Below are 23,838 nucleotides of genomic sequence, written 5' to 3'. Positions count from 1 at the left end.
AAATACCAAAGACGATTTATTTCGACTTTGGTATTTCTAATTATCTTATCCAAGATAAGCAAAAGCTTCTTCTTTTTTATATAATTTAAGTACTTTTTCAAATAATACTAATGATATTATTGATGCTATTGTAGGAATAACAAACCATACCACTATTGCTAGTATTATATTTAGACCTGCATTAATTGATGCTAATGGTCCAACTAATCCAACTAGTCCAAATCCTGATGATGAAGCTGTTCCCATAACATTAAATAGCGCAACTGGTATTGCTGAAATAGCTGCTGTAAATAAAACAGGCACTAAAATAATAGGATAACGGAACAAGTTTGGCATCATCATTTTCATTGCTCCTAAACCTACTGCCATTGTAAGGCCTGGTTTATTAACTTTCCAAGAGTGAACAACTAATACTATTGTTGTTGCTGCAACTCCCATTGCTGCTGCTCCTGCTGATATACCATTTAATTGAATTGCCATACCAATAGCAACTGTTGATATTGGTGAAATAATTAATACTGCAAATGAACAAGCTATTAAAATACTCATTAATATAGGTTGTAAATTTGTAAATGAATTTATTCCATTTCCAATAATTGCTGTAAATCCTTTAACGTAAGGAAGTATAAGCAATCCTATTAACCCTGATCCAGCTCCAATAAGAATAGGTGTTAATATTATACTTACTGAACCAAACTTTTCTCCAACTAATAATATTAGAATTACTGCTATTGATGCAGTAAGCATAGTATTTATTATATCTCCAGTTCCAGCACTTACATATGCACCCATAGTGTTTGTTGCCATATTTTGCATTTGTGGGTTAAACATAGTAACACCTGAACCTACAAATGCTGCTCCTGCAACAACAGCCATCTTCATTGGATTTAATCCAAATTGTAATGCAATAAGAGCTCCTATTAATAATGGAGTAGTTAATTGAAACATAACAACAGTTCTAGTTAATAAAACTACAAAGTCTGTTTGTTCAAAAAGTTTTAAAATAGATGCTAAAACAGCATTTGGAATAAGTCCAACTATAATTCCTAAAGCTGTTCCAGCCAGAACTTTATTTAAAAAATCCTTAGGCGTAAGTCTTTTAATTTCAGACATATTTATATATCTCCTTTATTATTTCGCTGTTAAAATTTCTTCTTTTGCATGAACTAATAGAGTTAAGAATTGACAGTAAGGTGTTGAAACATTGTATTTTGCACCCTTTCTGCATACTGCTCCATTAATATAATCAATTTCTGTTAAACGATTATTTTTAATTAAATCTTGATGCATAGATGGATAGTGTTTACCCACTCCATTTGGATCGAAAGTACTCTTAACATGGCTTACTATTTCTTCACGATCAAGAATAATACCTTCTTTTTCTGCTACATCTGCAAATTCATTAATAATTGTACGAACTATTTCATCTGCTGCTTTAGATGCTCCAAAACTTGCAATATTTGAATCTAAAATAGTACATGTTCCATTTAAAGTTCCATTTACACAAGCTTTTCTCCATATAGAATACTTTACATTTTCACTATACTTTGCGTTCAATCCTGCTTCACTTAATACCTTTACAACTTCTAATCCTGATTCTTTACCACTTGAATATACGTTTTGAAGTTCTACTTCTCCATTTCCAAAAAGTTTTACTTCTCCAGGACCAGTTAATCCAGCTGTCCACATAGTATTTCCAAGTAAAATATTTTCTTCTGATACATACATCTTAACAGTATCTTCATGTCCTAATCCGTTTAATAAGCATAATACTTTAGTATCTTTTGATAATATTGATTTTATTGATTGTAACATATCATCTAATTGCATAGCTTTTGTAAATAATATAACAGTATCAATAGATCCTACCTTTCCTTCTAATTCATTTGGGAAAAATGCTGGTATTTGTTCAACAATATCTTCTCCATTAAAATTAGCTTTTAAACCTACTTCTTTTATTTTATTTACATGTTCAGTCCACTTATCAATTAATATAACTTCATTTCCTGCTTTATGTAACATAAGTCCAAATCTACTTCCCATAGCTCCAGCGCCAGCGATTGCTATTTTCATTTGTATCACCTCTTCTTTTAATATGTTAAAATAATAACATATTGGAAAGTGATAGTTTTTATTAATAAATAGCTTTTAGTAAAATTAAATTATTCTTACTGTTTTTTTCTTTAAATTTCTACACAAATCGACTTTTTTAAATATTTTTAGTATCAAATTATCTTTTTGTAAAAAATAATTAATTTTTTATGTGTTTTTGTTTAATTTTTTATGTATATTCTATTAATTTTCGAAAGTTAAGTCATTAATTTAATGATATTATTTTTCGTTTTATATATTTAAATTCAAAAAGAGATGCTACAAAATAACGAAAAATTATTTTGCAACACCTCTTTTTATCATTTTTAATTTTAATTTATTTTGTAATTTCTTTAGCTGTTGGAAGAATTACTTCTACTTCTGAGTGTGGACGTGGAATAACGTGAACTGAAATTAATTCTCCAACACGTTGTGCTGCTGCAGCACCAGCATCAGTAGCAGCTTTTACAGCTCCTACATCACCTCTTACCATAACTGTTACAAGACCTCCACCAACATACTCTTTACCAATTAAATAAACATTTGCTGCCTTAACCATAGCATCTGCAGCCTCTATTGAACCAACTAAACCTCTTGTTTCTATCATTCCTAATGCATCATATTTCATTTTAAAATCCTCCTATTTTCTTTCATTTTTATTTAATATTTTTATTAATAGCTTTTATATTTGAATTTTTATTTTTTACTTTATAATTTTTAGTTTTGAATTAGAATTAATATTCATAGCATTTGCTTCTTCTGTGTCAATATGACACTCAAGACTTGAAGTATCTGTTACTCTAATAGCTACATTGCTATAAATTCCACCTCGTAGGTCATCAAATTTAATTGAAACTATATCCCCATCAGAGACTTGAAATCTTTTAGCATCTTCTGGTGTCATATGAATATGTCTTTGTGCAACTATTAATCCTTCTTCAATTTGAACTGAACCTTTTTTACCAATTAAAGTTATTCCAGGTGTTCTACATAAGTCACCTGATAGTCTTGGTTGTGAAATAACACCAAGCTTAAAACAATCTCCTGCTAATACTTCAACCTGTGTTTTACTTCTTGTAGGTCCAAGAATTCTAACTTTTTCAATAGCACCTTTGGGTCCACAAATTGTTAATGTTTCCTTACATGCATATTGACCAGGTTGTGATAAATCCTTTATTTTTGTCAACTGATAATTCTCACCAAACAAAGTGTCTAAATCTTTCTTTGAAAGATGTATATGTCTATTTGAAACACCTACTGGAATTTCTAATGAATTATTTTTTGATACTTCATTAACTGAATTATTTTGTACAGCCTCCAGTAAAAGTTTCAATATAGCTTCACATCCATCCATTTAGATGTCCCCCTTCATTGCCTTTACTATCTCATTAACTAATTTCATAAGTTCTTCATTATTAGTGCCTGTACTATTATCAGTAGTATTATTACACTTTGATGCAGCCGCATATTGTGAAGGACTTAATGTTTCATATTGATTATGTGTAGAATGACAGTTATCAGTAGTTTTTAAGCAATTAAAAGTTGGGTCATCAGCAACTAACGTTGCACAATTCTTCAGACCATAAGCAACTCTCTTTATATTAACTAAATGCATTGGAGTGACATTTTCTGACACTGAGCTACCACCCCAAGTACCACAACCTAGTGTAAATGATGGTATAAGACCTGTGCTTCCACCTGTTCCACCTTGGCTACCTCCAGTATTAACTAAAATACGTGACGCTGGCTTTCTAGCAAACTTCATTACTATATCTCTATCTTCAGTGTGAATACTCATTGTATGACCAATTCCATTTTGAAGTAACTTAATACTTAATTCACATGCTTCTTGCCAATCTCTTACTGTGTAGAAACCAAGTACTGTAGTAAGTTTTTCAAATGATAAAGGATAACCATCCCCTACCCCTTCTTGCTTTCCAATAAGCACTTTAGTTCCTTCTGGAATAGAAATTCCTGCTGCATCTGCAATAACTTTAGGTGATCTACCAACAAACTTAGCATTCATACTATGTCCATTCTTAAACAACAAGTTACAAACCTTATTAGTTTCTTCTGTTGTCATAAAGTATCCACCTTGATTTTTTAATTCTTCAACAACTTCATTATAATTACATTCTTCACATATAATTGATTGTTCTGATGCACAGATTGTACCATTATCAAAGGTCTTACTTGCAATTATACTTGTAACAGCTTGCTTAACATTAGCACTTCTTTCTATATATGCAGGAGAGTTACCTGCTCCAACTCCAAGTGCAGGCTTACCTGAACTATAAGCAGCCTTTACCATCCCTGGACCTCCAGTTGCTATAATAATTGCAACTTCTTTACAGGTCATTAATTCATTTGTTGCTCCAAGAGTTGGTATAGAAATACATCCAATAATATCTTTAGGAGCTCCTGCTTCAATTGCAGCCTCATTCATTAATTTAGCTGCTTTAATTGTACATTCTGCAGCTGATGGATGTGGTGAAAATACTATTGCATTTCTAGATTTAATTGCAATCATTGCTTTAAAAATAGTAGTTGATGTTGGATTTGTAGATGGTACTATTCCCATTACTAAACCAACGGGCTCTGCAATTTCAATTAATTTATTTACTTCATCTTCTTTAATTACACCAATAGTTTTCATATCTTTTATTGCGTTATATAAAATTGTTGATGCCATATGATTTTTATAAGTTTTATCCTCAACTTTACCAAAGCCTGTTTCTTCTACTGCCATTTTTGCTAAACATGCTGCATTCTCTTCTGCAACTTTAACCATATTACGCAAAATTCTATCAATTTGTTCTTCACTATAATCAGCAATTTTTTCTGCTGCAACTTTTCCTAGTCTGGCAAGATTTCTTGCTTCTTGAATAGATCGTAAATCTTTATCAAAATTCTCCATTTTGTCATTCCCCCTTTTAGAATCTGTCTATATCAAAGTTATTTATAATACTCTTCTATTTTTGTAATTAATAACTTTTTACTTGCTTTAGAAATCATTTCATTTGTAATTCCTAAATCTGTATATTGTTTAGCTAAAGTTCTAAGTTTTCTTAGCTTAAGCTTATTTAAAACTTCAATAGTTTTTTCTATTCCATTATCTTTTACTAAATTATCTATACTCTCTTTTTGTAAATTATCTAAATCTACTTTCTCAGAATTAGCTTTTTTTTCATCTTCTAAATTACCATCAAATAAATTATCTAATATAAAATTTGAATTATCCTCATCTAGATCTTCATTTTGATTGTTAGAATCATCTATATTTCTTATTGTACTTTTAATTCCAATAATGCTATCTAATTCTTCATGAGGTCTAGGTATTACATGTTCTGAAACAAGTAATGAACTATCAAGTTTTTTAACAGCTGCAACACCAGCTTCAACTGCTGCTTTTACTGCACCTACATCTCCTGTTACTGATACTGAAACAAGGCCACCTCCAACATAGGTTTTATCAAAAATACTAACATCTGCTGCTTTAAGCATTGTATCTGCACTTTCAATTGCTGCTAATAGTCCCCTTGTTTCTATTAATCCAAGTGCTTTCATAGCTTAATCCTCCCAAAGTTTACTATAAAAGATCCGCCCAGTTTGCAGGATAAGTAGCATAAAATACCCTTGCTTTATTAGGTGAACCCCAAACTACTTTAGAGCCTGATGGTACAAATAATACATCACCAGGATATGCAGTATAGGTCTTTCCATTTATCTCTATTGTCAATGTCCCTTCTATTACATAATCAATTTCTTCATAAGTTAATTCCCAATCAAAGCGTGAATTTTCTATTGTTAAAAAACCTGCACTCATTTTAGATTCTTCTTTACTAACTAATTCTTGATAATAAGCTTTTACCTTTGGATCACCTGTATCAAAAACATCCATTTTAACTGTATTACCTCTAACAACCTTTAAACCTCCTTTATCACTTTCAAAAGTATAAGGTTTATTAGGCTTGTTTAAGCAATTAAGCATTTCTTGTAAAAGTCCTTTATCCATCATAGTTTTAAAGAAAGCTAGAAGCATTTCACTATCTAATCCTTCTATACAAGCTTTTGATATTGGATCAAATGCTTTTACTTCGCATTTAGTCTCCTCTGTAGTAAATTCTATACCATTAGCCTTTGCTAAATCTTTAGCTGCTGGTGTAATAATTACATTACTATCAATATTAAATCTTGTTTCACCTTGCTTTATTAAATCTTCAATATCTTTTGCAATGATTAACTTTTTCATTTACTCACATCCTTTCATTGTAAAATTATTTTTATATAATGTTTTTACTTACCTTTAAAGTAAAGACTGTAGTAATCTATCTGAAGGAGATGGTATAATCTCTGCATTAACTAACAAACCTTTTTCTTGCATAATTGACTTTCCTGATTCTATACCAGCTTCAACTGCTGCTACATCACCTGTAAAAGTAAAGAAAGATTTTCCTCCTAATCCAGTCCCTAATCTAAGCTCTATTGGATCTAAATTAGCAGCCTTTAAAATAGCATCTGCTGCTATAACCATATTAGCTATAGAAAAGGATTCTAGAATTCCAAGTGCTTGTATTCTATCAGGCATTGTTGCTCCTGTAATTGCTGGAAAAACTAATGGACTTACATTTGGAATAACTATTGAATCAATCCAAAACTCTCCTGCCATATTTTCTCCTACATCTACAGATTCTTTTACTGCAGCAACATCACCATTAACTATTGCAATGTATTTTCCTGGACAAACTGAAGTAGCAGTAACTATTTCAACTTCTGATGTCTTAAGCATTTGGTCAGTTGCATAAATTCCACGTGCTATGCTTGTAAATTCAACCATTCCTATTGCATTAGCCAAATTAATCCCTCCTTATGGTTATAAATTCATTTCCAATGTCTGTAATAGTTCCTGAAATACTTGCATGAATATTTGCACCTAAGCTGCCTTCTTTAATTTTTCCTATTAAATCTCCAGCTTGAACATGATCTCCTATATTCACACTACAAACAGCAGGAGCTCCTACATGTTGTTGCTTTAAAATACAAACTGTATCAGGTTCTACTAGGACATCTGTTAAAGGAGCTTGTTTATCAAAATCTCTTAATCCTAACCTATAAATAAGTCTTTTACTTGGAACTAATCTATATTCGCGAGCTTGTCTTGCTTCAAATTTATCTTTTACTGGCTTATATTTAATATTTTTTTCAGCAAGTTTTTGCTTAAAATATAAATTAGCAGTTTTAGGATATAGTCCTGCTGGACATGAAAATAATTCACATAAATTACACTGACAACATAGTTGAGATATTTTTTGTTCTTCCATATTATCCATATTGTACGCTATAGCTCTCATCATCTTATGTGGTTGAGTATTATGACCTAATAAGTAACGTGGGCACATATCTGTACACATTCTACATTGTTCACAAGCTGATCTATTTATTCTTTTAGCTTGGCTCATTTTAACAGATTTTTTACGTATTAATGAGTGATCTTTTCTAAGTATTATGAAGCCCTTATTTTTTTTAGTTATATATCCATCTAAATTTTTCATTACAGGTCCCATCATTGGTCCACCATCAATAACTGCATAATCACTAAAATCTTTTATACCACTAAGCTTTAGTACATCTATAGTCTTTGTTCCAACTGGTACTTTTACAGTTATAGGCTTTGGAACATCACCTGAAATAGTGATATATTTTTCTATAACTGGTTTCCCTAAAGACGCATTATAAATATTTAATGCTGTTTCACTATTAACAACTACACAACCAACCTGAATCGGAATGCCGACTTCCGGAACAATCCTTCCTGTAAGTTCATAAACAAGAACTTGTTCGTCACCTGCTGGATAAATATCTGGAAGTTCTTTTACCTCAATTAAATCTCCTAGTTGTAAACTTATAATTCTATCTTTTAAAATAGAAATTACTTTTTTATGTTTTCCCTTTATTCCTATAATTCCTTTCTTTGCTTCAACTAGCTTTCTAGCTGCTTCAAAGCCTTTAATTATTTCATCTGGGAAAATCTCCATCAACTGTTGATCAACTCTTAAAAGCGGCTCACATTCTGCTCCATTTAGAAGTATATATTCTGCTTTTGCTGCTAATTTAACATGAGTTGGAAACCCTGCTCCACCAGCACCAATAACGCCTGCATCCTTTACTTTATCTAAAAGGCTCATTGTTATACCTCCTAAAATTATAAATTACAATCTTCATCAATAATGCCTATAATAACTGCATCAACTGGAATATTATCATCTTCTAACATTCTACGAGCAGAGGAACCAGTACATATAATTACTCTATCCCCTATCCCTGCACTAATAGTATCTACTACTATCAATCTTCTTCCTTCATTAATTCCACCAAATTCCTCAGCTAGCATAAGCTTAAATCCACTAAGAGATTCTGCTTTTCTAGTTGCCCACACATTACCAATCAGTTTTGCTGTTATCATAATGCTTTTCCCTCTTCCATCTTCATTTTAATTTCATTAATTGCTGATTCTACAGAAGCTGTATCTCCAAAAATAGCAATTAAAATCATATTTTGAGGACAACTTCCTCTTATATCTTCAACTGTTACTCCAACAGCTTTTTCTGCTATATCAGCTGCATAAATCATTTCTATCATTCTTCTTTGGACAAGACCAACTGCATCAGCAATATTTAAATCTGTTTTACAGTTATTTCCCATACGTCTTCTTAAGATATCTATAGTACCTTCAGAGGGTGACTTTATAATTCTAAATTCCATATTTATCACTCCTCTTATTCAATAATTTCTTTTGTGCAACTAAGAGCTATTCCTAATGGTGTAACAAACATTGGATTCTTAGGTTTATGTGTATATATTCCTGTTTGCTTCTCAATAATTTCTTCTATTCCTGTTAAGCAACAAGTTCCACCTACTAAAGAAATTTCTTTAACATCGTGTCCCTTTATATGTTGATTAATAATAGATGAAACTTTTTCAACTACAGGTTTTAACACTGGAAGTAATTCTTTATGATTTATTTCATCTCTTTTAAATACATCTGCTTCTTTAAAAGACATACCATAAGCTCCTGAAATAACTAATGAAAAATGAGTTCCTCCCGTTGGTTCATCTGCTACATATACAACCTTTCCATTTTTCAATATGGAAATACCTGTTGTTCCACCACCTATATCTACAACTGCTCCATTTTCAATTTTAAGTACTGCATTGGCTGCAGTAGGTTCATCTAATATACTAGTAAGCTCAAATCCAGCTGCTTGTACTACATTTTTAATAGCTCCTGAATCTAGAGCATCAGTTCCTGGTGGTATTGCTGCTGCTGCATAAATTAGCTCTTCACCTAACTTTTCTTCAATTTCTTGTTTTAATTCTCTTACAATCTTTACTGCTCCAATATAGTCAACAATCATACCGTCTCTAACTACATCTGCATATCTATAAGCTCCTGCAACAGGTTCATAGTTTTCATCTAAAACTGCTAATACTATACATGCAGTTCCTAAATCAACTCCTGTATAATAAGTTGATGATTTTTTCTTAATTGTTTTATCTATAACTTCTTCAAAATCTTGAACAAGCTTATCACAATATTCAAAAGTTAATTTTTTCTCTGACATCTTTTTCCTCCAATAATTGAACAAATCATTTGGGATAATGAATTAATAATTGAATTAATATTTTTAATAACTTCATTCCCTAAATTATTTTCTTCATTTTCATACACCTCAGTAACATACGGTTTTAATTCATGGACACTACAACGAAGTGCATGTAATTTTAGAATCTCTTTGCTTCTTTCAAGTTGCATAAAGAATTCTGTAATTTCAAAGCAGTCATCAATGTCATCGTAAAAATTAGTTTCATTTATTCCAGTACAATATTGACAACTAAGACTCTCTATTTCCCCTTTTCCTTCTATAAATTTTCTGATATTTGTAATATTTTTTCTTAAAGTAATAATGCTTTGAGCTAGAGCAATATCTTCTTTTAAAATATCACTGCTTGTTATAAGGAATAACGCCTCTATAGATTTTAATTTGTAATAAAGTTTCTTCTTACTATTTTTATTTCCTACTGGCAATGTTTTTGATTGCTTTACTTCAGAAATTTTTTTATTATTGTATGAAACCTCATCTAACATTTTTATACCTCTATCAGAAAGATATTGTTTTCCTCCTGGTGTAAGACGTTCTCCCTGATTTAATTCATAGGTACTAAAAGGTTCTTTCTTATACAAATCTCTTAAATACTCTTCAGTAATAAATTTCATCATTGCCCCCTTTACATTACCTTGTTTCAAATAAATATTTTTTCAAAGCATCAATGCCATTTCTATTGGAAAAGCTAATATGAAAATATGGTTCTGAAACTCCTATCATTTTTAATTGCCTTAAGCAATTTTCCTCATTCTCTGGCATTAAATCACATTTAGTTATTACACCTATCACAGGACATCTAAAAGATTTTGCAAATCCATGAGAATATACATCTGTACATTTAGATTGATCAACTAAAATTAATACATGAGAAGCATCTTGAGCTGCTGCAATTATATGTTTATACATCCAAGAATTTTCTATATATGATCCTGGTACATCAATAGTATTTTCACCATAAATCATATCTTGTGTCCTTCTTAATTCACCGTGATAATTATTTAATTCATTTACTAATGTAGTTTTGCCACACCTTGAAGGTCCTATTACCATAATTCTCTTCTTTCTCATGTTCTTGTAATGGGAGCAGTTGTAAATCCAAGTAAATTACTAAACGTATCATTTACAGCACTAAGAGCAGTTTCAACACTTTGTACATCACCATTTATAACTAAAGATCCGGTAAAACGATCTAAGAAACCTATTTCAACATCAGCAACTTTTGTTGCAATATCAGCTGCAATAATAGCAGTTTCATAAGGTGTTAATGTTAAAATTCCTATAGCTCCTTTTTCATCAATTCCTAATCTTTCATATATATCTGGCATAGGTGAGGCAATAACATGAGCTATTGTAATCTGCTTACCTGGTACTGATTCCTGTATAACACGCTGCATATTTCTTTCAAAAATTTCTCCCATAAACCTTACCTTCCATTTTTATTTATTTGAAATTGTTTAGTGACGAATCACTTGAACAGGCAAATCGTATTTTTTAATCCAACTTTCAATTTTATCTAAATCTTCATTGCTCAAGCTTGGATCTCCTTTAATTGGATAATCAATTCCTAATTGATTGTATTTATTTACCCCCATCTTATGATAAGGAAGTAAATCTATTCCTTTAAAGTTTTTATAATCTTTAAAGGGAATTAAAAATTCCATAGTATTTTCAATATCTTCTTTACAATCATTTACTCCCTTTAATAAAGGCATTCTAATCTTAACATTGTATTTATGACGAAGAACTTCCTTTAGATTTTCTAATATCTGTTCATTTCTTACTCCTGTTAATTGGAAATGCTTATCTGAATTAATATGCTTTATATCAAATAGAAATAAATCTGTAAACTCAGCAACTTTTAATATTGTCTCTTTTTTTGCATATCCACAAGTTTCAATTGCAGTGTTTATACCTTCCTGTTTGCATGCCATAAGTAAACTACAAGCAGCTTCTGGTTGCATTAAAACTTCACCACCACCTAAGGTAACTCCACCACCTGAAACTTCATAAAATGCTCTATCTTCTTCAATAATTTCTAAAATCTCAGAAATAGTCTTTACTTCTCCTACTATAGATAAAGCTGATTTTAAACAAGCATCAACACATTTTCCACATCCAGTACAATCAATATTACGATTTACCTCATGCTTTAGGCTGTCATTGGAAATAGTATGTATTCCAACTGGACAAACAGAAACGCAAGCACCACAATCAACACATAAATTGCTTTTAAACATAACTCTAGATTTCTTTATCATGCCTTCTGGATTAGCACACCATTTACAACGTAATGGACAACCTTGAAAAAATATTAGAGTTCTTACTCCTGGCCCATCGTACATATTGTATTTTTGAACATTGAAAATTGTTGCTTTTCGTTCGATTATACCTAAGTTTTTATTTCTCATACTATTCAATCTCCAGTCTATTTTATTACTCTAAATTTCCAAGATAATTCTTATATTTTAGAAATGTGTTAGCATTGTTCTACTAATTATTTCATCTTGAACATCCTTACATAACTCAACGAAGAATGCACTATATCCTGCAACACGGACAATTAAATCACGATATTGTTCTGGGTGTTTTTGTGCTTCAATTAGAGTTTTATTATCTAAATAATTAAATTGAACTTCACCAAGACCAAGGGCACAAGCACTACGTAATAAAGTTATAATTCCATCTTCACCTTCTTTAGTATCAAGAAGTCCAGCTATAAGTTTAAAGTTATGAACCATACCAATATTCATATTGTCACAAGCCATTTTAGATACTGACTTAATTATTGCTGTAGGTCCTTTATAGTCTGATCCTTGTGATGGACTTATACCATCAGATAATGGCATCCATGCTTTACGACCATTTGCTGATGCACCAGTTATTTGACCAAATGGTGTATTATTAGAAATTGATAAAGTACCATGACTAAGAACTGAATATAATGTTTTATATTTACGATGTTCCATCTCAGTAAAATTAATTAAATCAGCTGCAATATAATCTGCATAGTCATCATCGTTACCATACTTAGGTGCTTCTAAGCAATCTTTTCTAAGTTTTTCATATCCAACAAAATCAGCTTTTAAAGCTTCGTTTAATTCTCTTAATGTATATTTTTTGTCTTCAAATACTAATTTTTTAATAGCTGCCATGGAATCAGTATAAGTTGCTAATCCACTCCATATTACTCCAGGTCCGAAGTTATACATTGCTCCACCTGATTCAACACCCTTACCTTTTTCCATACAACCTTCATACATAATAGACATTAAAGGTTTTGGTGCAAGGTCTTTATGAACACGTTGTGAAATTACAGTAGCAACGCTAGTCCACTTAGTTATATACTTAATTTGTTCTTTAACTGCATTTTCAAATTCCTCATAAGTTTTAAAGCTATCTATATTACCCATGTCTGGACAAACTTGATTTCCATACCAAATTGGAGCTCCATTATTAAGGGCAAGTTCGATACATATTGGCCATTGAGTATATGCAGTTGATGTCCATTGATATAATCTACCAGCTTTTTGAGGTTCAACACATCCCATTAGACAGTAATCTCTTGCATCTTCAATAGAAACTCCCTTAGCTAACATCATTTTTATATGAATATCATCAAAGTGACATGCTGGGAATCCCATTCCTGCACGAACTACATCAACTATCTTTCTAAGATATTTATGAGGTGACTTATTATGAATACGACACGCTAATGATGGTTGATAAATTTTAACGTGACGAACTGCATCCATAAGTAAATAAGTTAAATCATTAGTAGCATCACGACCATCTCTTGTTACACCACCAATACACATATTTACAAATGGTTGATATCCTGCGAAGAATTTAGATCCCCCTTCACTTGTAATCCACATCATTTCAGACATTTTAATAAGCATACAACCTGCTAATTCAAATGCTTCAAAATCATTCATTCTTCCTGATTCGATATCTGCTTTATATAATGGATACATGTATTGGTCCACACGACCTATAGACATACCTGTTTGATTTTCTTCAACTACTAATAAAGATTCAATAGTCCAAACAGCTTGAATTGCTTCCCAGAATGTACTTGGCTTATGTGCTGGTACTCTTGCATTAATTTCTGATATTTTTTGCAACTCAGCTTTACGCTTAGGATTTGTTTCTTTTGTAGCTAATTGTGCAGCATATTCTGATAAACGTTTAGCATAAATCATTACACCTTCTGTAGTATCTATAACTGCTTTATAGAAATAAATTTTTTCTATATCTTCAGGGTTTTCATAATCAAGTTTTGAAAGATGTTCTTTCGCTTCTTGTTGAATATCTAACATACCCTTTTTCATTAAAATAACGTCATAACCTGGGTTTGAATCTCCCCCACCATTTATAGCATGATAAGAACAATCTGAAACAAAGGATTCTCCTGAAAGTTCCCAAACACCAGCTTCACGATATTGGTCTTCACAATACTCATCAACTGATTTACCTTCCCAATATGGGAATAGTTCTTCACGCATAATTTTTTTATCTTCTTCTGAAATATAGAATGGATCTTGAGCACGAGTACCAATAGTATCAATTTCATCAACCATCCATCTCCATGCTATATCAGGTGAAAAAGCTCCTGCACGTGGTGATCCACAAGGTGCCCCTACAATTAATTCATTATCTTGAATTACTAGTGGTGCCGTTTCACAGCAATATTTAAAACATTTAGCACGTAATAAAATTTTAGGCATACCTGGATTTTCTTTAGCTATTTTAGTAATAGCACGTGCACGATATGTTGTTATTGTTGGAACTTGTTTTAAATAATTATCTTTTAATCTTACTAAACGTTCTGTTATTCCATCTGGAATCTTATCTCCTTCAGCACTTAGAGGTACTGTTGTTGTAGGCTCTTCTTTTATAATTTCTTTTGAAATACTTTCAAACATCTTCATTAAACAATCACGTTCTTCAGAAGACATATTTTTAGTAGCATCTTTAAATTTATTTGAAAACTCTTGAATATCCAAATCCTTACCTCACATTCTTTATATATTTTAGATTAAAATCTAATTTATTTTAAATTTTCTAATACTTTCTTTAGCATCTTTTCTAAAAATTCTGTATTTTCTAGGTTGTAGTTTTTATTTTCTTCATATTCTTTTGATAGCTCTCTATTTTCTACTGATTTAAAGTTAATTATTTCATCAACTTTACGAACTCCATATCCAACTTTTCTTATATATATTAGATTCTTTGGAGAAACGTTATCTGATGTCATTCCCTGTCCTGCTGATCCACTACCTAAAGTCATTGAAGGAAATAAATTAGTTGTTGCTCCCATACTCCCTAAAGCTCCTGGTGTATTTACTAACACCCTACCTACTGGTTTTTTAAGTGCAAATTGACGGATAACTTCCTCATCTTTTGAATGTATAACTAACGTATGTCCATGCCTTTCACTTAACAATAATTCTATACACTTTTCACAAGCATGCATCCAATCATCTTCAATGTAATACGCAAGTACCGGACAAAGTTTTTCCCTAGAATACGGATTGTTTTGTGAAACATACTTTTGTTTTGAAATAAGAATCTTTGTATCATTAGATACACTAAAGCCAGCTCTTTTTGCTAGTTCCTGCGCTGATTTACCAACAACCTCTGGTTCTGGACTTCCATCGCTATGGAAAAAAAGTAAGCCAAGCTTATTTGCTTCTTCTTCTGTCATAAAGTATGCACCATTTTTTTCTAGTTCCATTTTTACTTCTGACTCAATACAGCTATCAACAACAATTGACTGTTCTGCTGCTGAAACAACCCCATTATCAAAGGTTTTACTAGCAATTATATCTTTAACAGCTTGTCTTATATCCGCAGTACGCTCTATAAAAGCTGGTCCATTACCAGTACCACCATATATTACAGGCTTTCCTGATTTATAAGCTTCTTTTAAAATACTTGGTACACCTGTATTTATTATTAGTGAAGTATCCTTGTGATTCATTAATTCTAATGTTCCACTAACTGTTACATTATGAAGATACGTAAGTGCACCTTCTGGTAATCCATATCCTTCTGCTGCACGAATCAAAATATCTAAAGTTCTTGAAATAGTTTTTTTTGCTCTTGGATGAGGTGAAAATATAATTGCATTTCCTGATTTTATTGCAATTAAAGCTTTGTATATTGTAGTTGAAACTGGACTTGTTGATGGACAAAAGGCTATTATTACCCCCATAGGTACTCCTACATCCATAGTTTTATTTTCTTTATCCTCACTAATTATTCCAACACATTTCATACCCTTTAGTCTATTACGTAGATACTTACAAACGAAGTTATTTTTTATATTCTTATCTTCAAATTTTCCGTAATCTGTTTCATCACTAGACATCATCGCAAGTTCATAAGTATGCTTTTCTATCTCTTCAATCATCCTTTCAACAATTTCATCAAGCTTTTCTTGTGAAAAAGTTGCTAACTTTTTTTGAGCTTCTCGAGCATTTTCAACAAGAATTCGTGATTCTTGTATGGAGAGTAAATCGTTATCAATTATATTCATTTTTTTCTCTCCTTTTTCTTAAAATAACTATAATATATTCTCTTTTATATTTTGTATTTAACACCTATTTTTTATCTTTAAGGTATTAAATTAGTAATTTTATAACGTTCAATAATTTTACTAAGATCTTGGTGAGGTCTTGCAATAACAACTGAACTATAAAGGTTTGCACCTTCCATTTCTTCAACTGCTTTAACTCCAGCTTCTACAGCTGTTTTACATGCTCCTACATCCCCACTAACAAGTACCGATATATATCCTGATGCGACATTTTCATATCCTATAAGCTCAACATCTGCTGCTTTACACATAGCATCTGCTGCTTCTAAAACAAAAACTAAACCAAAAGTTTCAATTAATCCTAAAGCTTCATGACTTGCCATTTAAACATCTTTCCCTTCATTAAATTTATGAATCTATATCATGTACTGAAACAATATCTCCTACTCCTCTAATAGGACGTGGCATAACATTTTTTGCTGTTAACTTTCCTATTGCGGCTGCTGCTTCAGCCCCTGCTTCTACAGCTGATCTAACTGCTGCTACATCACCTTTAACCATAATCGTAACTAAAGTAGACCCAACATTTTCATATGATATTAATTCAACATTTGCAGCTTTTAACATTTTGTCAGCCGCCTCAAGTGCTGGGACTAACCCTATTGTTTCTACAAGGCCTAGCGCCTCATCACCATAATATCTCATCTACAGTTCCCACCTCTCCTTCTAACAAATTCTCTGATTAATTTTAATTTTTATTATGCTCTTTCTTGTCCTTAAATTTATTATATCCCTTTCCCTTTGGGGGAAAGTCAATATCTTTTTAATAACTAAAACTTACACATTTCTTTAGGTAAACCTATACATTATCTTTGTGATAAATCCTTTATTTACAAGTTTAATTTCGTAAAAATATATATTTTTATATTAATAACTTTCAAATTTACCTATAAATATATTTGATTTTTTTATTTAATTTATAAACAATCATTACCCCTACGGGTAATGTTACCTTTATTTATAAATAAAGACTCCCTTTAAACAGATATTATTTACACTTTTATTAAAGAGAATCTTTATAAATAATAACTGGTTAAAAAATATTATTAATCTTTAATATACTTATTTATTGTAGCTGCGCCTTCTTCTGGTGCATGATAATAAACTCTTAATTCTCCATTAATATCCATATCAAATCTCGTTTCTTCAAGTAGTCCATTTGCTTCAGCTGTCATTAATGCTGTAATTACATCCTTTTTATTAAGAGCTTTAAAGTTACCATATACATCTTTCAATGCATTAATTACATCATCTGCACAAGCTTCTTTTACAGTTGTAAAATATTTTAATATAGCATAATTTAGTGGCTTCATTACTACTCTACCTCCTTTTTTCTAAATAGATCTAATGGATTCATAGCAATAACTAAAATACCAAAAATCATTAATACAGCTGCAATCCAAACTCTAATTGGTAATGCCCAACCATCTATTCCTGCACATACTCCAAGTACAATCCAACAACAGAATGGTCCCCAGAATGAAAAAGTACCATTACATGCCATACCAAGTGCAGCACCACACATACTATTACCGTTATACCAACACATGTATGAAATAAATGCACAAAGACCACTTAATATAAACCAAATCATAGCTGGTCCACTTGTAAACGCATCAACAACTAATTTATTGGCAAAACTAATACCATCGCCAAAAATCATACCAAAGATAGGAACTAAAATTAATAAATTTGCTAATCCTGATGTTGCTTGACGTATAGTTATACCAATTTCTGAATCAATCATTGATGTACCATAACCTGCCACACAACCTTCAAATCCCCATCCAAGAGCAGCTATAAATGCAATACATATTCCTAAAAGCATTCCATCTGGCGCATCTCCTAAAAGACTTGAACTACCAATAATAAAACTTGCAGTAACACAAATTACAATTCCAAGCATCATACGCTTGTTCAATTCTTGTTTAAATAAGATTCTTCCTAGTATAGCTCCAATAGCTGGACAAAGTGCAGTAATTGGAATAACAATAGATCCAGCCATTTGAAGACCAACAACATAAGCTGTACTTGAAATTGGCCCTCCAATAAGAGCTGCTAAAATCATTACTCCACCTGGTGTTGTCTTAATACATCTAAAAAAGTCTCCAAGTTTTCCTTTTATAGCTGCATAAATTATTGCCCAAATAGCACTACAAGTATCGTTTACTGCACTTCCAAGTGCACCTAGTAGATACATAACTACAAGTAAGGATAGTGTACTATTATCACCTTTCCAATCAGCCCAAACACCTTTTGTCATTCCATATGTCATAAATGCTGAATAAAATCCATACATAAGACCTGAGAATAATGCGATTGAAATACCTTTTTTAAGAAAATTAGATGATAGTTTCTTTTTAGCAGCAATTGCAGACGAATTAACTGCTCCTGACATTTCACTCATAAATAAAACTCCCTCCATTTAAACGTTATCAGTTTTGATTATATATATCATTAAATAAAGATTTATAATGATCTATTAAAAATTGTTATAATTTTATATATGGACATTTTATTTGTTTTGAAATTATCGAATAACTTTTCATCTTATGTATTTTTTTCTTCAATTAAATTATAATCCTTTCCCTAGGGGGTAAAGTCAATATGTGTTTTAACCATATTTTTCTATAATATACTTATACTTTTTTAACAATAATTCTTTCTTATTGTCAGTATTTTCAAACTATATCCCACCCCTTTATTTTCGATAGATTTAGTACTCTTAGTTAAATTTAAAGCTTAAAAATCTCTATATAAAGGCGAAAAATTTCCATATAAAAAAGCACTTTAAGTAATAAATCTTTATATTTTTATCGCTTAAAATGCTTTTATTTTTGAGTTATATATTCCCTATAGGGAAAACTTTTTATTGAAATATTATTTTTTACCCTTACTAATTTTAATCATTACTTCCGTTACAAATTTATCAGTATTTTTAGTTGTCCAATAATCTGTAACATACCTTTCATATGAATTATTTTCATAATTATATCCATTTTTTTCTATCCAACTTTTTATCTTTTCATAGGTTTCATTAATTGTTTCATGAGAACCTACATGATAACAAGATGCCACCATAAAGCCTCCAAAATCAACTGTTTCATTGTCTTTACACTTTAATATTGTTTCCTGCATTATTTTCATTTTATTACAAGTTCCATTCATTTTATCTTCTAAAGATGGAAATTCTATTATTACAGGCCCTGTTATTGCATTATTTATATTTTCTATATAATTGGTAAATTCAATATTTATTATAGACTCCATATAATCATAATTAAAATCTTGATTTAAATATACCATTCTAGAATTATCTAAATATTTTACTGATACTTCTTTAACATCATTTTCTATAACCATTTGTGCTTCAACTATAAGTTCATACCAATCTTTTATAGATTTAAGTTTTAAATTTATCTCATTTTCTCTATCCTCAAGTTCACCTATTTTACTTCTAAAACATTTTTCAAAAACTGAATAAGTTGTCCCTTCAAGCAATGACTTCATTTCTTCAAGCTTAAATCCGCTTTGTTTATAATATTTTATCATTGGTACAGACAATAAAGTTTTTTTACTATAATATCTATACCCACTTTCATCTGATACTTTATCCGGTGATAATATCCCCATTTTGTCATAATATCGAAGAGCCTTCCTTGATAATTTACATATTTCTCCTACCTTTCCTATACAATACAATCCACTTTCTCTCATAAACAACCCTCCCCTATTTTCTCCCCAGAAATCTAGATGTAATGAAATTCAGTCTTGTATTTCATATTTAATATAAGTTTACATAAAATTCATTTGTTTTTCAATATTTAGAAATCATATGTAGATATGAGTTTATATTCATAAAATTTTTATTATCTTTTTATAGATATCTTAGTAAATCTGATAAAAATTGAATGAAAAATATTCTATAATTCCATAAAACTCTCTATATATTTATGTATATTTTATTAATTATTTATAATTGGCACTACAAAAAAAAGTGGATTCGATATGAATCCACTTTTTTAAAATCCGTATATGTTAAATTTATTTATTTCCTGATACTTTATTTAAAATATTTAATAAATCTTCTTTTGTCGCTTCTCTAGGATTTGCTGTTGTACAAATATCCTTCATAGCAGCATTTAATATTTCTTCTTTTACCTGTTCTAATAAATTTAAATCAGCACCTTGTTCTTTTAAGGTAGTTGGAATCATTAATTTTTTTTGTAAATCAACAATACACTTAATTAAATTATTAACTCCAATACTTACTGTAGAAGCATGTAAATTTAATACTTTTGCTAACCTTTGATATTTTCTAGCAGCTATTTCATAATCTTTATTATAGAAATCTTTATTCAATTTTGCATTATATTCTATTATATGAGGAAGTATTATTGCATTACTTCTTCCATGAGATATATGAAGTTTTCCACCTACTGCATGTGCTAAACTATGTGTAATACCAAGTCCTGCTGAATTAAATGCCATACCTGCTAAACAAGATGCATTATGGATTTTTTCTCTTGCTAACAAATTAGCTCCATTATCAAAAGCCTCTGGTAAAAATTTAACTGCTAAAGAAAGGGCCTTCTCTGCTAAAGCATCTGAAAAATCATTAGCATCCTTTGAAACATATGCTTCTATAGCATGTGTAATTACATCCATTCCTGTATCTGCTGTAATAGCCTTAGGTACAGAAGTTACAAGTTCCGGGTCAAGTATAGCCACCATAGGAAGTAGTGATTTATCTGATAAAGCATATTTTAAGCCTTCTTTTTTATTAGTTATTACTGCATACTGAGTAGCTTCAGAACCTGTTCCACTTGTAGTAGGTATAGCAAAACATTCTTCTATTTCAGCATCTTGTCCTAATAACTTTTTAGAATACTCTCTTATTGCTTTTGCTGCATCAATTGATGATCCACCACCAAGAGCTATTATTATCTTTGCTCCACAAGCTTTTAATGTTTGAATTCCAGCAGCTATAATTTCTACTGATGGATCTGGTACTATATCACTAAATATAGTTACCTCACAATTAACTAGCTTCTCCTGTATTTTATGTGCCATCCCTGAAGATTCTATGAACTTGTCACATACAATCATTACTTTTTTATTTTTAAGTTCACTTAATCTATTTAAAGATCCTTCTCCAAAATAAATATTTGTACTAATACTAAATTCTTTCATATATATTTTCTCCTAATTCCTAAGTTTATAAAATATGAAAAATTTAGTTATTCTTTAATTTCCAAAATAATAATTCCTATAAAATATAACAATTATAATTAACGTAACATAAATCTTTATTATTTTTATTATACTACAACAAAAGACTAGTATCAAAAATTATTTAGATAAATTAAAATATTTATAAATATTATTTCTTAAATATTCTAACTCCATAAGATTCAATTTCTATATTATTTCCTACTTTTTCTCCTGTTTCTACATTTGTTAATTTCATACCCTTAGTATCGATAACTTTATTTTCATCAGAGAAATTTAATAAGAATACAAATTCATTTTTTTCATCTCTACGAACTTGAGCATTAACTCCTGTTGGTAAATCTAAATCTATAGCCTTCTCTAACTTCATCTTTTTAGCTAAACTTCTATAGAAATCTCTTAAGAATTCATCATTATTTCTAAAAGCTATATAATATGCTTCTCCCTTTCCAAACTTATTACAAGTTAAGGCTGGTCTTCCTTTATAGAAATCAGTTTTATATGTTGCAAGAACTTCAGCCCCTTCAGCATGTATTAAATCACAGAATATTCTTGCTTCATATTCTCCCTTCATAGTAAGACTATTTTCACTTTCCATAGCTATATAGTTTACATCTTCATCATAAAGAGCATCTAACTCTTCTGCCCATATTCCTGTAACCTTTCTAAGAGGTCCTGGGAATCCATTTAAGAAGCATAGATCATTTTCGTTTACGATTCCACTCCAATAAGTTGTTATTAAAGTTCCTCCATTATTTACAAACTCCTCAAGTCTTTCACCTACACCAGGTCTAACTAAATAAAGCATTGGAGCTACTACTACTCTATATTTTGAAAAATCACAATCCATATTTATAACATCAACTGGAACTGACATATCCCAAAATGCTTTATAATGTTTTTGACATGTATCATAATAATCTTTTTTCTCAATTCTAGGGCCTTGTGCATCATCAATTGCCCAAAAATTTTCCCAATCATAAATAACTGCTACTTCTGGCTCAACAGATGTTCCAATTACCTCATTAAGTTTAGATAGAATTTCTCCAACTCTAGTTACATCTCTAAATACTCTTGTATTTTCATGTCCACAATGGTCAACTACTGCTCCATGGAACTTTTCTGAAGAACCTCTACTCTTTCTCCATTGGAAATACTGTACTGTATCTGATCCATGAGCAACAGCTTGAATTGATGATAATACATGCATACCTGGACGTCTAAGCTTTGCAACTGGTTGCCAGTTAGTTGAACTTGGAGAACTTTCCATCATCATAAATGGCTTACCATTTAAAAGTGCCCTATTTAAATCATGAACGAATCCAATTCTACTTCCTTCATGGTCATCACTTCTTTCACCATGCCAGTATGGATAGTTATCCCATGATACAACATCTAAGTAAGGTGCAAATTTCCAATAATCAATTCCTCTTTGAAGAGATACATAATCGTGGAAATTAGTAGTTACAGGGATATCTGGTGTAATTTCCTTTAATATACTTCTTTCATGTTTATAATAATCTAGTGTTTGATGAGTAACAAATCTCATCCAATCTAAATTTAATCCATGTAATGCTGGCTCTCCATGAGGTGCTGGAGCTTCAATTTCATCCCATGATCCATAAGTGTGGCTCCAGAACTTAGTCCACCATGCTTCATTTAATTTCTCTAAACTATTATCATATTTTTCTTTTAAAAACTCTCTAAATGCTTGTTCACATAAAGGACAACTACATTGACCTTCAAACTCATTAGAAATATGCCACATAATTAAAGCTGGATGATCTTTATATCTTTCCGCTAACATCCTATCTATAATAGCAATTTTTTCTCTATATATAGGAGATGTATAACAATGATTATGACGTTCTCCATATAAATTTCTTACTCTATTTGGTGCAACTCTTAATGTTTCTGGGTATTTATGAGCCATCCATATTGGCTTAGCTCCACTAGGTGTTGCAAGTATAACGTAATTTCCGTTTTTATGCATTAAATCCATTACTTCATCTAGCCATTCAAAGTTAAACTTACCTTCTTCTGGCTCTAACATTGTCCATGAAAATATGCCTACTGCTACAACATTACTATGAGAAAGTTTCATTAATCTAACATCTTCACCCCAAATTCCTGGAACATCAATCCATTGTTCAGGATTGTAATCTGCTCCGTGAAGCATTTTATTAATCTTAGAGCTTATTGGTCCGTAATTTTTCATTTTAACCCTCCACTATTGTCTATATTTTTCTT

The 23,838-nt window shown here is 30.8% G+C and carries 25 protein-coding genes; all 25 read right to left on the bottom strand.

The features are described 5' to 3' along the window. Window positions 1-45: 45 nt before the first annotated feature. Complete coding sequence (locus tag BTM21_RS02025; RefSeq protein WP_021876391.1) at window positions 46-1,113, bottom strand: PTS sugar transporter subunit IIC; 1,068 nt, start codon at window positions 1,111-1,113, stop codon at window positions 46-48. 18 nt (window positions 1,114-1,131) lie between these two features. Then, entirely contained in the window at window positions 1,132-2,073 is a 942-nt protein-coding gene (locus BTM21_RS02020) for a 2-dehydropantoate 2-reductase (protein ID WP_021876392.1), read from the bottom strand. 355 nt (window positions 2,074-2,428) lie between these two features. After that, window positions 2,429-2,719, bottom strand: coding sequence for an ethanolamine utilization microcompartment protein EutM (gene eutM / locus BTM21_RS02015; protein WP_021876393.1), 291 nt, complete (start codon window positions 2,717-2,719; stop codon window positions 2,429-2,431). Between the two features lie 75 nt (window positions 2,720-2,794). After that, window positions 2,795-3,445 (bottom strand): phosphate propanoyltransferase, encoded by a 651-nt coding sequence (locus BTM21_RS02010; RefSeq protein WP_079481567.1) that lies wholly within the window; start codon window positions 3,443-3,445, stop codon window positions 2,795-2,797. Beyond that, on the bottom strand, window positions 3,446-5,008 hold the full coding sequence (locus tag BTM21_RS02005; RefSeq protein WP_021876395.1) for an acetaldehyde dehydrogenase (acetylating): 1,563 nt from the start codon (window positions 5,006-5,008) through the stop codon (window positions 3,446-3,448). It abuts the gene before it with no gap. Window positions 5,009-5,046: 38 nt separating this feature from the next. Then, window positions 5,047-5,658: a BMC domain-containing protein gene (locus BTM21_RS02000; protein WP_021876396.1), complete on the bottom strand. Its 612-nt coding sequence runs from the start codon at window positions 5,656-5,658 to the stop codon at window positions 5,047-5,049. Window positions 5,659-5,680: 22 nt separating this feature from the next. Then, window positions 5,681-6,343 (bottom strand): cupin domain-containing protein, encoded by a 663-nt coding sequence (locus BTM21_RS01995; protein ID WP_021876397.1) that lies wholly within the window; start codon window positions 6,341-6,343, stop codon window positions 5,681-5,683. A 54-nt stretch (window positions 6,344-6,397) separates the two neighbouring features. Then, window positions 6,398-6,946: a BMC domain-containing protein gene (locus tag BTM21_RS01990; RefSeq protein ID WP_021876398.1), complete on the bottom strand. Its 549-nt coding sequence runs from the start codon at window positions 6,944-6,946 to the stop codon at window positions 6,398-6,400. A gap of 1 nt (window position 6,947) precedes the next feature. Then, the gene (locus tag BTM21_RS01985; protein WP_021876399.1) at window positions 6,948-8,276 is read right to left on the bottom strand and encodes a 4Fe-4S dicluster domain-containing protein; all 1,329 of its coding nucleotides are present in this window, start codon (window positions 8,274-8,276) and stop codon (window positions 6,948-6,950) included. A gap of 17 nt (window positions 8,277-8,293) precedes the next feature. Beyond that, window positions 8,294-8,554, bottom strand: a complete 261-nt coding sequence (locus BTM21_RS01980) for a EutN/CcmL family microcompartment protein (protein WP_079481568.1) — start codon at window positions 8,552-8,554, stop codon at window positions 8,294-8,296. Beyond that, complete coding sequence (locus BTM21_RS01975) at window positions 8,551-8,853, bottom strand: BMC domain-containing protein (protein ID WP_096145317.1); 303 nt, start codon at window positions 8,851-8,853, stop codon at window positions 8,551-8,553. Before BTM21_RS01975 ends, BTM21_RS01980 begins: the two co-directional genes overlap by 4 nt. Window positions 8,854-8,867: 14 nt before the next feature. Next, window positions 8,868-9,713 carry an ethanolamine utilization protein EutJ gene (gene eutJ, locus BTM21_RS01970; RefSeq protein ID WP_021876402.1) on the bottom strand — a complete coding sequence of 282 codons (846 nt, stop codon included), beginning with the start codon at window positions 9,711-9,713 and terminating at the stop codon, window positions 8,868-8,870. Continuing rightward, window positions 9,695-10,369, bottom strand: coding sequence for a cobalamin adenosyltransferase (locus BTM21_RS01965; RefSeq protein ID WP_172000987.1), 675 nt, complete (start codon window positions 10,367-10,369; stop codon window positions 9,695-9,697). Before BTM21_RS01965 ends, eutJ begins: the two co-directional genes overlap by 19 nt. Before the next feature lie 13 nt (window positions 10,370-10,382). Further along, complete coding sequence (locus BTM21_RS01960) at window positions 10,383-10,823, bottom strand: EutP/PduV family microcompartment system protein (protein WP_079481571.1); 441 nt, start codon at window positions 10,821-10,823, stop codon at window positions 10,383-10,385. Further along, the gene (locus BTM21_RS01955; RefSeq protein WP_021876404.1) at window positions 10,820-11,173 is read right to left on the bottom strand and encodes a BMC domain-containing protein; all 354 of its coding nucleotides are present in this window, start codon (window positions 11,171-11,173) and stop codon (window positions 10,820-10,822) included. Before BTM21_RS01955 ends, BTM21_RS01960 begins: the two co-directional genes overlap by 4 nt. A gap of 36 nt (window positions 11,174-11,209) precedes the next feature. Beyond that, a complete protein-coding gene (gene cutD / locus BTM21_RS01950) occupies window positions 11,210-12,163 on the bottom strand; it encodes a choline TMA-lyase-activating enzyme (protein ID WP_079481572.1) in 954 nt (317 codons plus the stop codon). Between the two features lie 57 nt (window positions 12,164-12,220). After that, a complete protein-coding gene (cutC, locus tag BTM21_RS01945; RefSeq protein WP_021876406.1) occupies window positions 12,221-14,761 on the bottom strand; it encodes a choline trimethylamine-lyase in 2,541 nt (846 codons plus the stop codon). A gap of 44 nt (window positions 14,762-14,805) precedes the next feature. After that, on the bottom strand, window positions 14,806-16,296 hold the full coding sequence (locus BTM21_RS01940; protein WP_079481573.1) for an aldehyde dehydrogenase family protein: 1,491 nt from the start codon (window positions 16,294-16,296) through the stop codon (window positions 14,806-14,808). Between the two features lie 77 nt (window positions 16,297-16,373). Then, complete coding sequence (locus BTM21_RS01935; protein WP_021876408.1) at window positions 16,374-16,679, bottom strand: BMC domain-containing protein; 306 nt, start codon at window positions 16,677-16,679, stop codon at window positions 16,374-16,376. Window positions 16,680-16,704: 25 nt separating this feature from the next. Beyond that, window positions 16,705-17,001, bottom strand: coding sequence for a BMC domain-containing protein (locus BTM21_RS01930; protein ID WP_021876409.1), 297 nt, complete (start codon window positions 16,999-17,001; stop codon window positions 16,705-16,707). A gap of 401 nt (window positions 17,002-17,402) precedes the next feature. Then, entirely contained in the window at window positions 17,403-17,669 is a 267-nt protein-coding gene (locus BTM21_RS01925) for a hypothetical protein (protein ID WP_021876410.1), read from the bottom strand. A gap of 2 nt (window positions 17,670-17,671) precedes the next feature. Continuing rightward, a complete protein-coding gene (locus BTM21_RS01920) occupies window positions 17,672-18,763 on the bottom strand; it encodes a hypothetical protein (RefSeq protein ID WP_079481574.1) in 1,092 nt (363 codons plus the stop codon). A 473-nt stretch (window positions 18,764-19,236) separates the two neighbouring features. Further along, window positions 19,237-20,073, bottom strand: a complete 837-nt coding sequence (locus BTM21_RS01915; protein ID WP_021876412.1) for a MerR family transcriptional regulator — start codon at window positions 20,071-20,073, stop codon at window positions 19,237-19,239. Window positions 20,074-20,400: 327 nt separating this feature from the next. After that, window positions 20,401-21,549 carry a 1-propanol dehydrogenase PduQ gene (locus BTM21_RS01910; RefSeq protein ID WP_021876413.1) on the bottom strand — a complete coding sequence of 383 codons (1,149 nt, stop codon included), beginning with the start codon at window positions 21,547-21,549 and terminating at the stop codon, window positions 20,401-20,403. A 190-nt stretch (window positions 21,550-21,739) separates the two neighbouring features. Continuing rightward, on the bottom strand, window positions 21,740-23,806 hold the full coding sequence (locus tag BTM21_RS01905) for a beta-galactosidase (protein ID WP_021876414.1): 2,067 nt from the start codon (window positions 23,804-23,806) through the stop codon (window positions 21,740-21,742). Window positions 23,807-23,838 lie beyond the last annotated feature (32 nt).

The sequence above is a fragment of the Clostridium chauvoei genome (assembly GCF_002327185.1).
Taxonomy (GTDB): Bacteria; Bacillota; Clostridia; order Clostridiales; family Clostridiaceae; genus Clostridium; species Clostridium chauvoei.
The sequence above is the reverse complement of the archived record's forward strand: the minus strand, read 5'-3'. Positions and strand labels throughout refer to the sequence as shown.

Bases quoted from the DNA above. Each gene is read 5' to 3' on its own strand.
- BTM21_RS02010 (WP_079481567.1), bottom strand. From the start codon at position 3,445: ATGGATGGATGTGAAGCTATATTGAAACTTTTACTGGAGGCTGTACAA.
- BTM21_RS01910 (WP_021876413.1), bottom strand. From the start codon at position 21,549: ATGAAAGAATTTAGTATTAGTACAAATATTTATTTTGGAGAAGGATCT.
- BTM21_RS01985 (WP_021876399.1), bottom strand. From the start codon at position 8,276: ATGAGCCTTTTAGATAAAGTAAAGGATGCAGGCGTTATTGGTGCTGGT.
- BTM21_RS01980 (WP_079481568.1), bottom strand. From the start codon at position 8,554: ATGATAACAGCAAAACTGATTGGTAATGTGTGGGCAACTAGAAAAGCA.
- BTM21_RS01955 (WP_021876404.1), bottom strand. From the start codon at position 11,173: ATGGGAGAAATTTTTGAAAGAAATATGCAGCGTGTTATACAGGAATCA.
- BTM21_RS01995 (WP_021876397.1), bottom strand. From the start codon at position 6,343: ATGAAAAAGTTAATCATTGCAAAAGATATTGAAGATTTAATAAAGCAA.
- eutJ (WP_021876402.1), bottom strand. From the start codon at position 9,713: ATGTCAGAGAAAAAATTAACTTTTGAATATTGTGATAAGCTTGTTCAA.
- BTM21_RS02025 (WP_021876391.1), bottom strand. From the start codon at position 1,113: ATGTCTGAAATTAAAAGACTTACGCCTAAGGATTTTTTAAATAAAGTT.
- BTM21_RS01935 (WP_021876408.1), bottom strand. From the start codon at position 16,679: ATGGCAAGTCATGAAGCTTTAGGATTAATTGAAACTTTTGGTTTAGTT.
- BTM21_RS02020 (WP_021876392.1), bottom strand. From the start codon at position 2,073: ATGAAAATAGCAATCGCTGGCGCTGGAGCTATGGGAAGTAGATTTGGA.
- BTM21_RS01915 (WP_021876412.1), bottom strand. From the start codon at position 20,073: ATGAGAGAAAGTGGATTGTATTGTATAGGAAAGGTAGGAGAAATATGT.
- BTM21_RS01925 (WP_021876410.1), bottom strand. From the start codon at position 17,669: ATGAAGCCACTAAATTATGCTATATTAAAATATTTTACAACTGTAAAA.
- BTM21_RS01920 (WP_079481574.1), bottom strand. From the start codon at position 18,763: ATGAGTGAAATGTCAGGAGCAGTTAATTCGTCTGCAATTGCTGCTAAA.
- BTM21_RS01965 (WP_172000987.1), bottom strand. From the start codon at position 10,369: ATGATGAAATTTATTACTGAAGAGTATTTAAGAGATTTGTATAAGAAA.
- BTM21_RS02005 (WP_021876395.1), bottom strand. From the start codon at position 5,008: ATGGAGAATTTTGATAAAGATTTACGATCTATTCAAGAAGCAAGAAAT.
- BTM21_RS01975 (WP_096145317.1), bottom strand. From the start codon at position 8,853: ATGGAATTTAGAATTATAAAGTCACCCTCTGAAGGTACTATAGATATC.
- BTM21_RS01960 (WP_079481571.1), bottom strand. From the start codon at position 10,823: ATGAGAAAGAAGAGAATTATGGTAATAGGACCTTCAAGGTGTGGCAAA.
- BTM21_RS01905 (WP_021876414.1), bottom strand. From the start codon at position 23,806: ATGAAAAATTACGGACCAATAAGCTCTAAGATTAATAAAATGCTTCAC.
- BTM21_RS01930 (WP_021876409.1), bottom strand. From the start codon at position 17,001: ATGAGATATTATGGTGATGAGGCGCTAGGCCTTGTAGAAACAATAGGG.
- cutD (WP_079481572.1), bottom strand. From the start codon at position 12,163: ATGAGAAATAAAAACTTAGGTATAATCGAACGAAAAGCAACAATTTTC.
- BTM21_RS01940 (WP_079481573.1), bottom strand. From the start codon at position 16,296: ATGAATATAATTGATAACGATTTACTCTCCATACAAGAATCACGAATT.
- BTM21_RS02000 (WP_021876396.1), bottom strand. From the start codon at position 5,658: ATGAAAGCACTTGGATTAATAGAAACAAGGGGACTATTAGCAGCAATT.
- eutM (WP_021876393.1), bottom strand. From the start codon at position 2,719: ATGAAATATGATGCATTAGGAATGATAGAAACAAGAGGTTTAGTTGGT.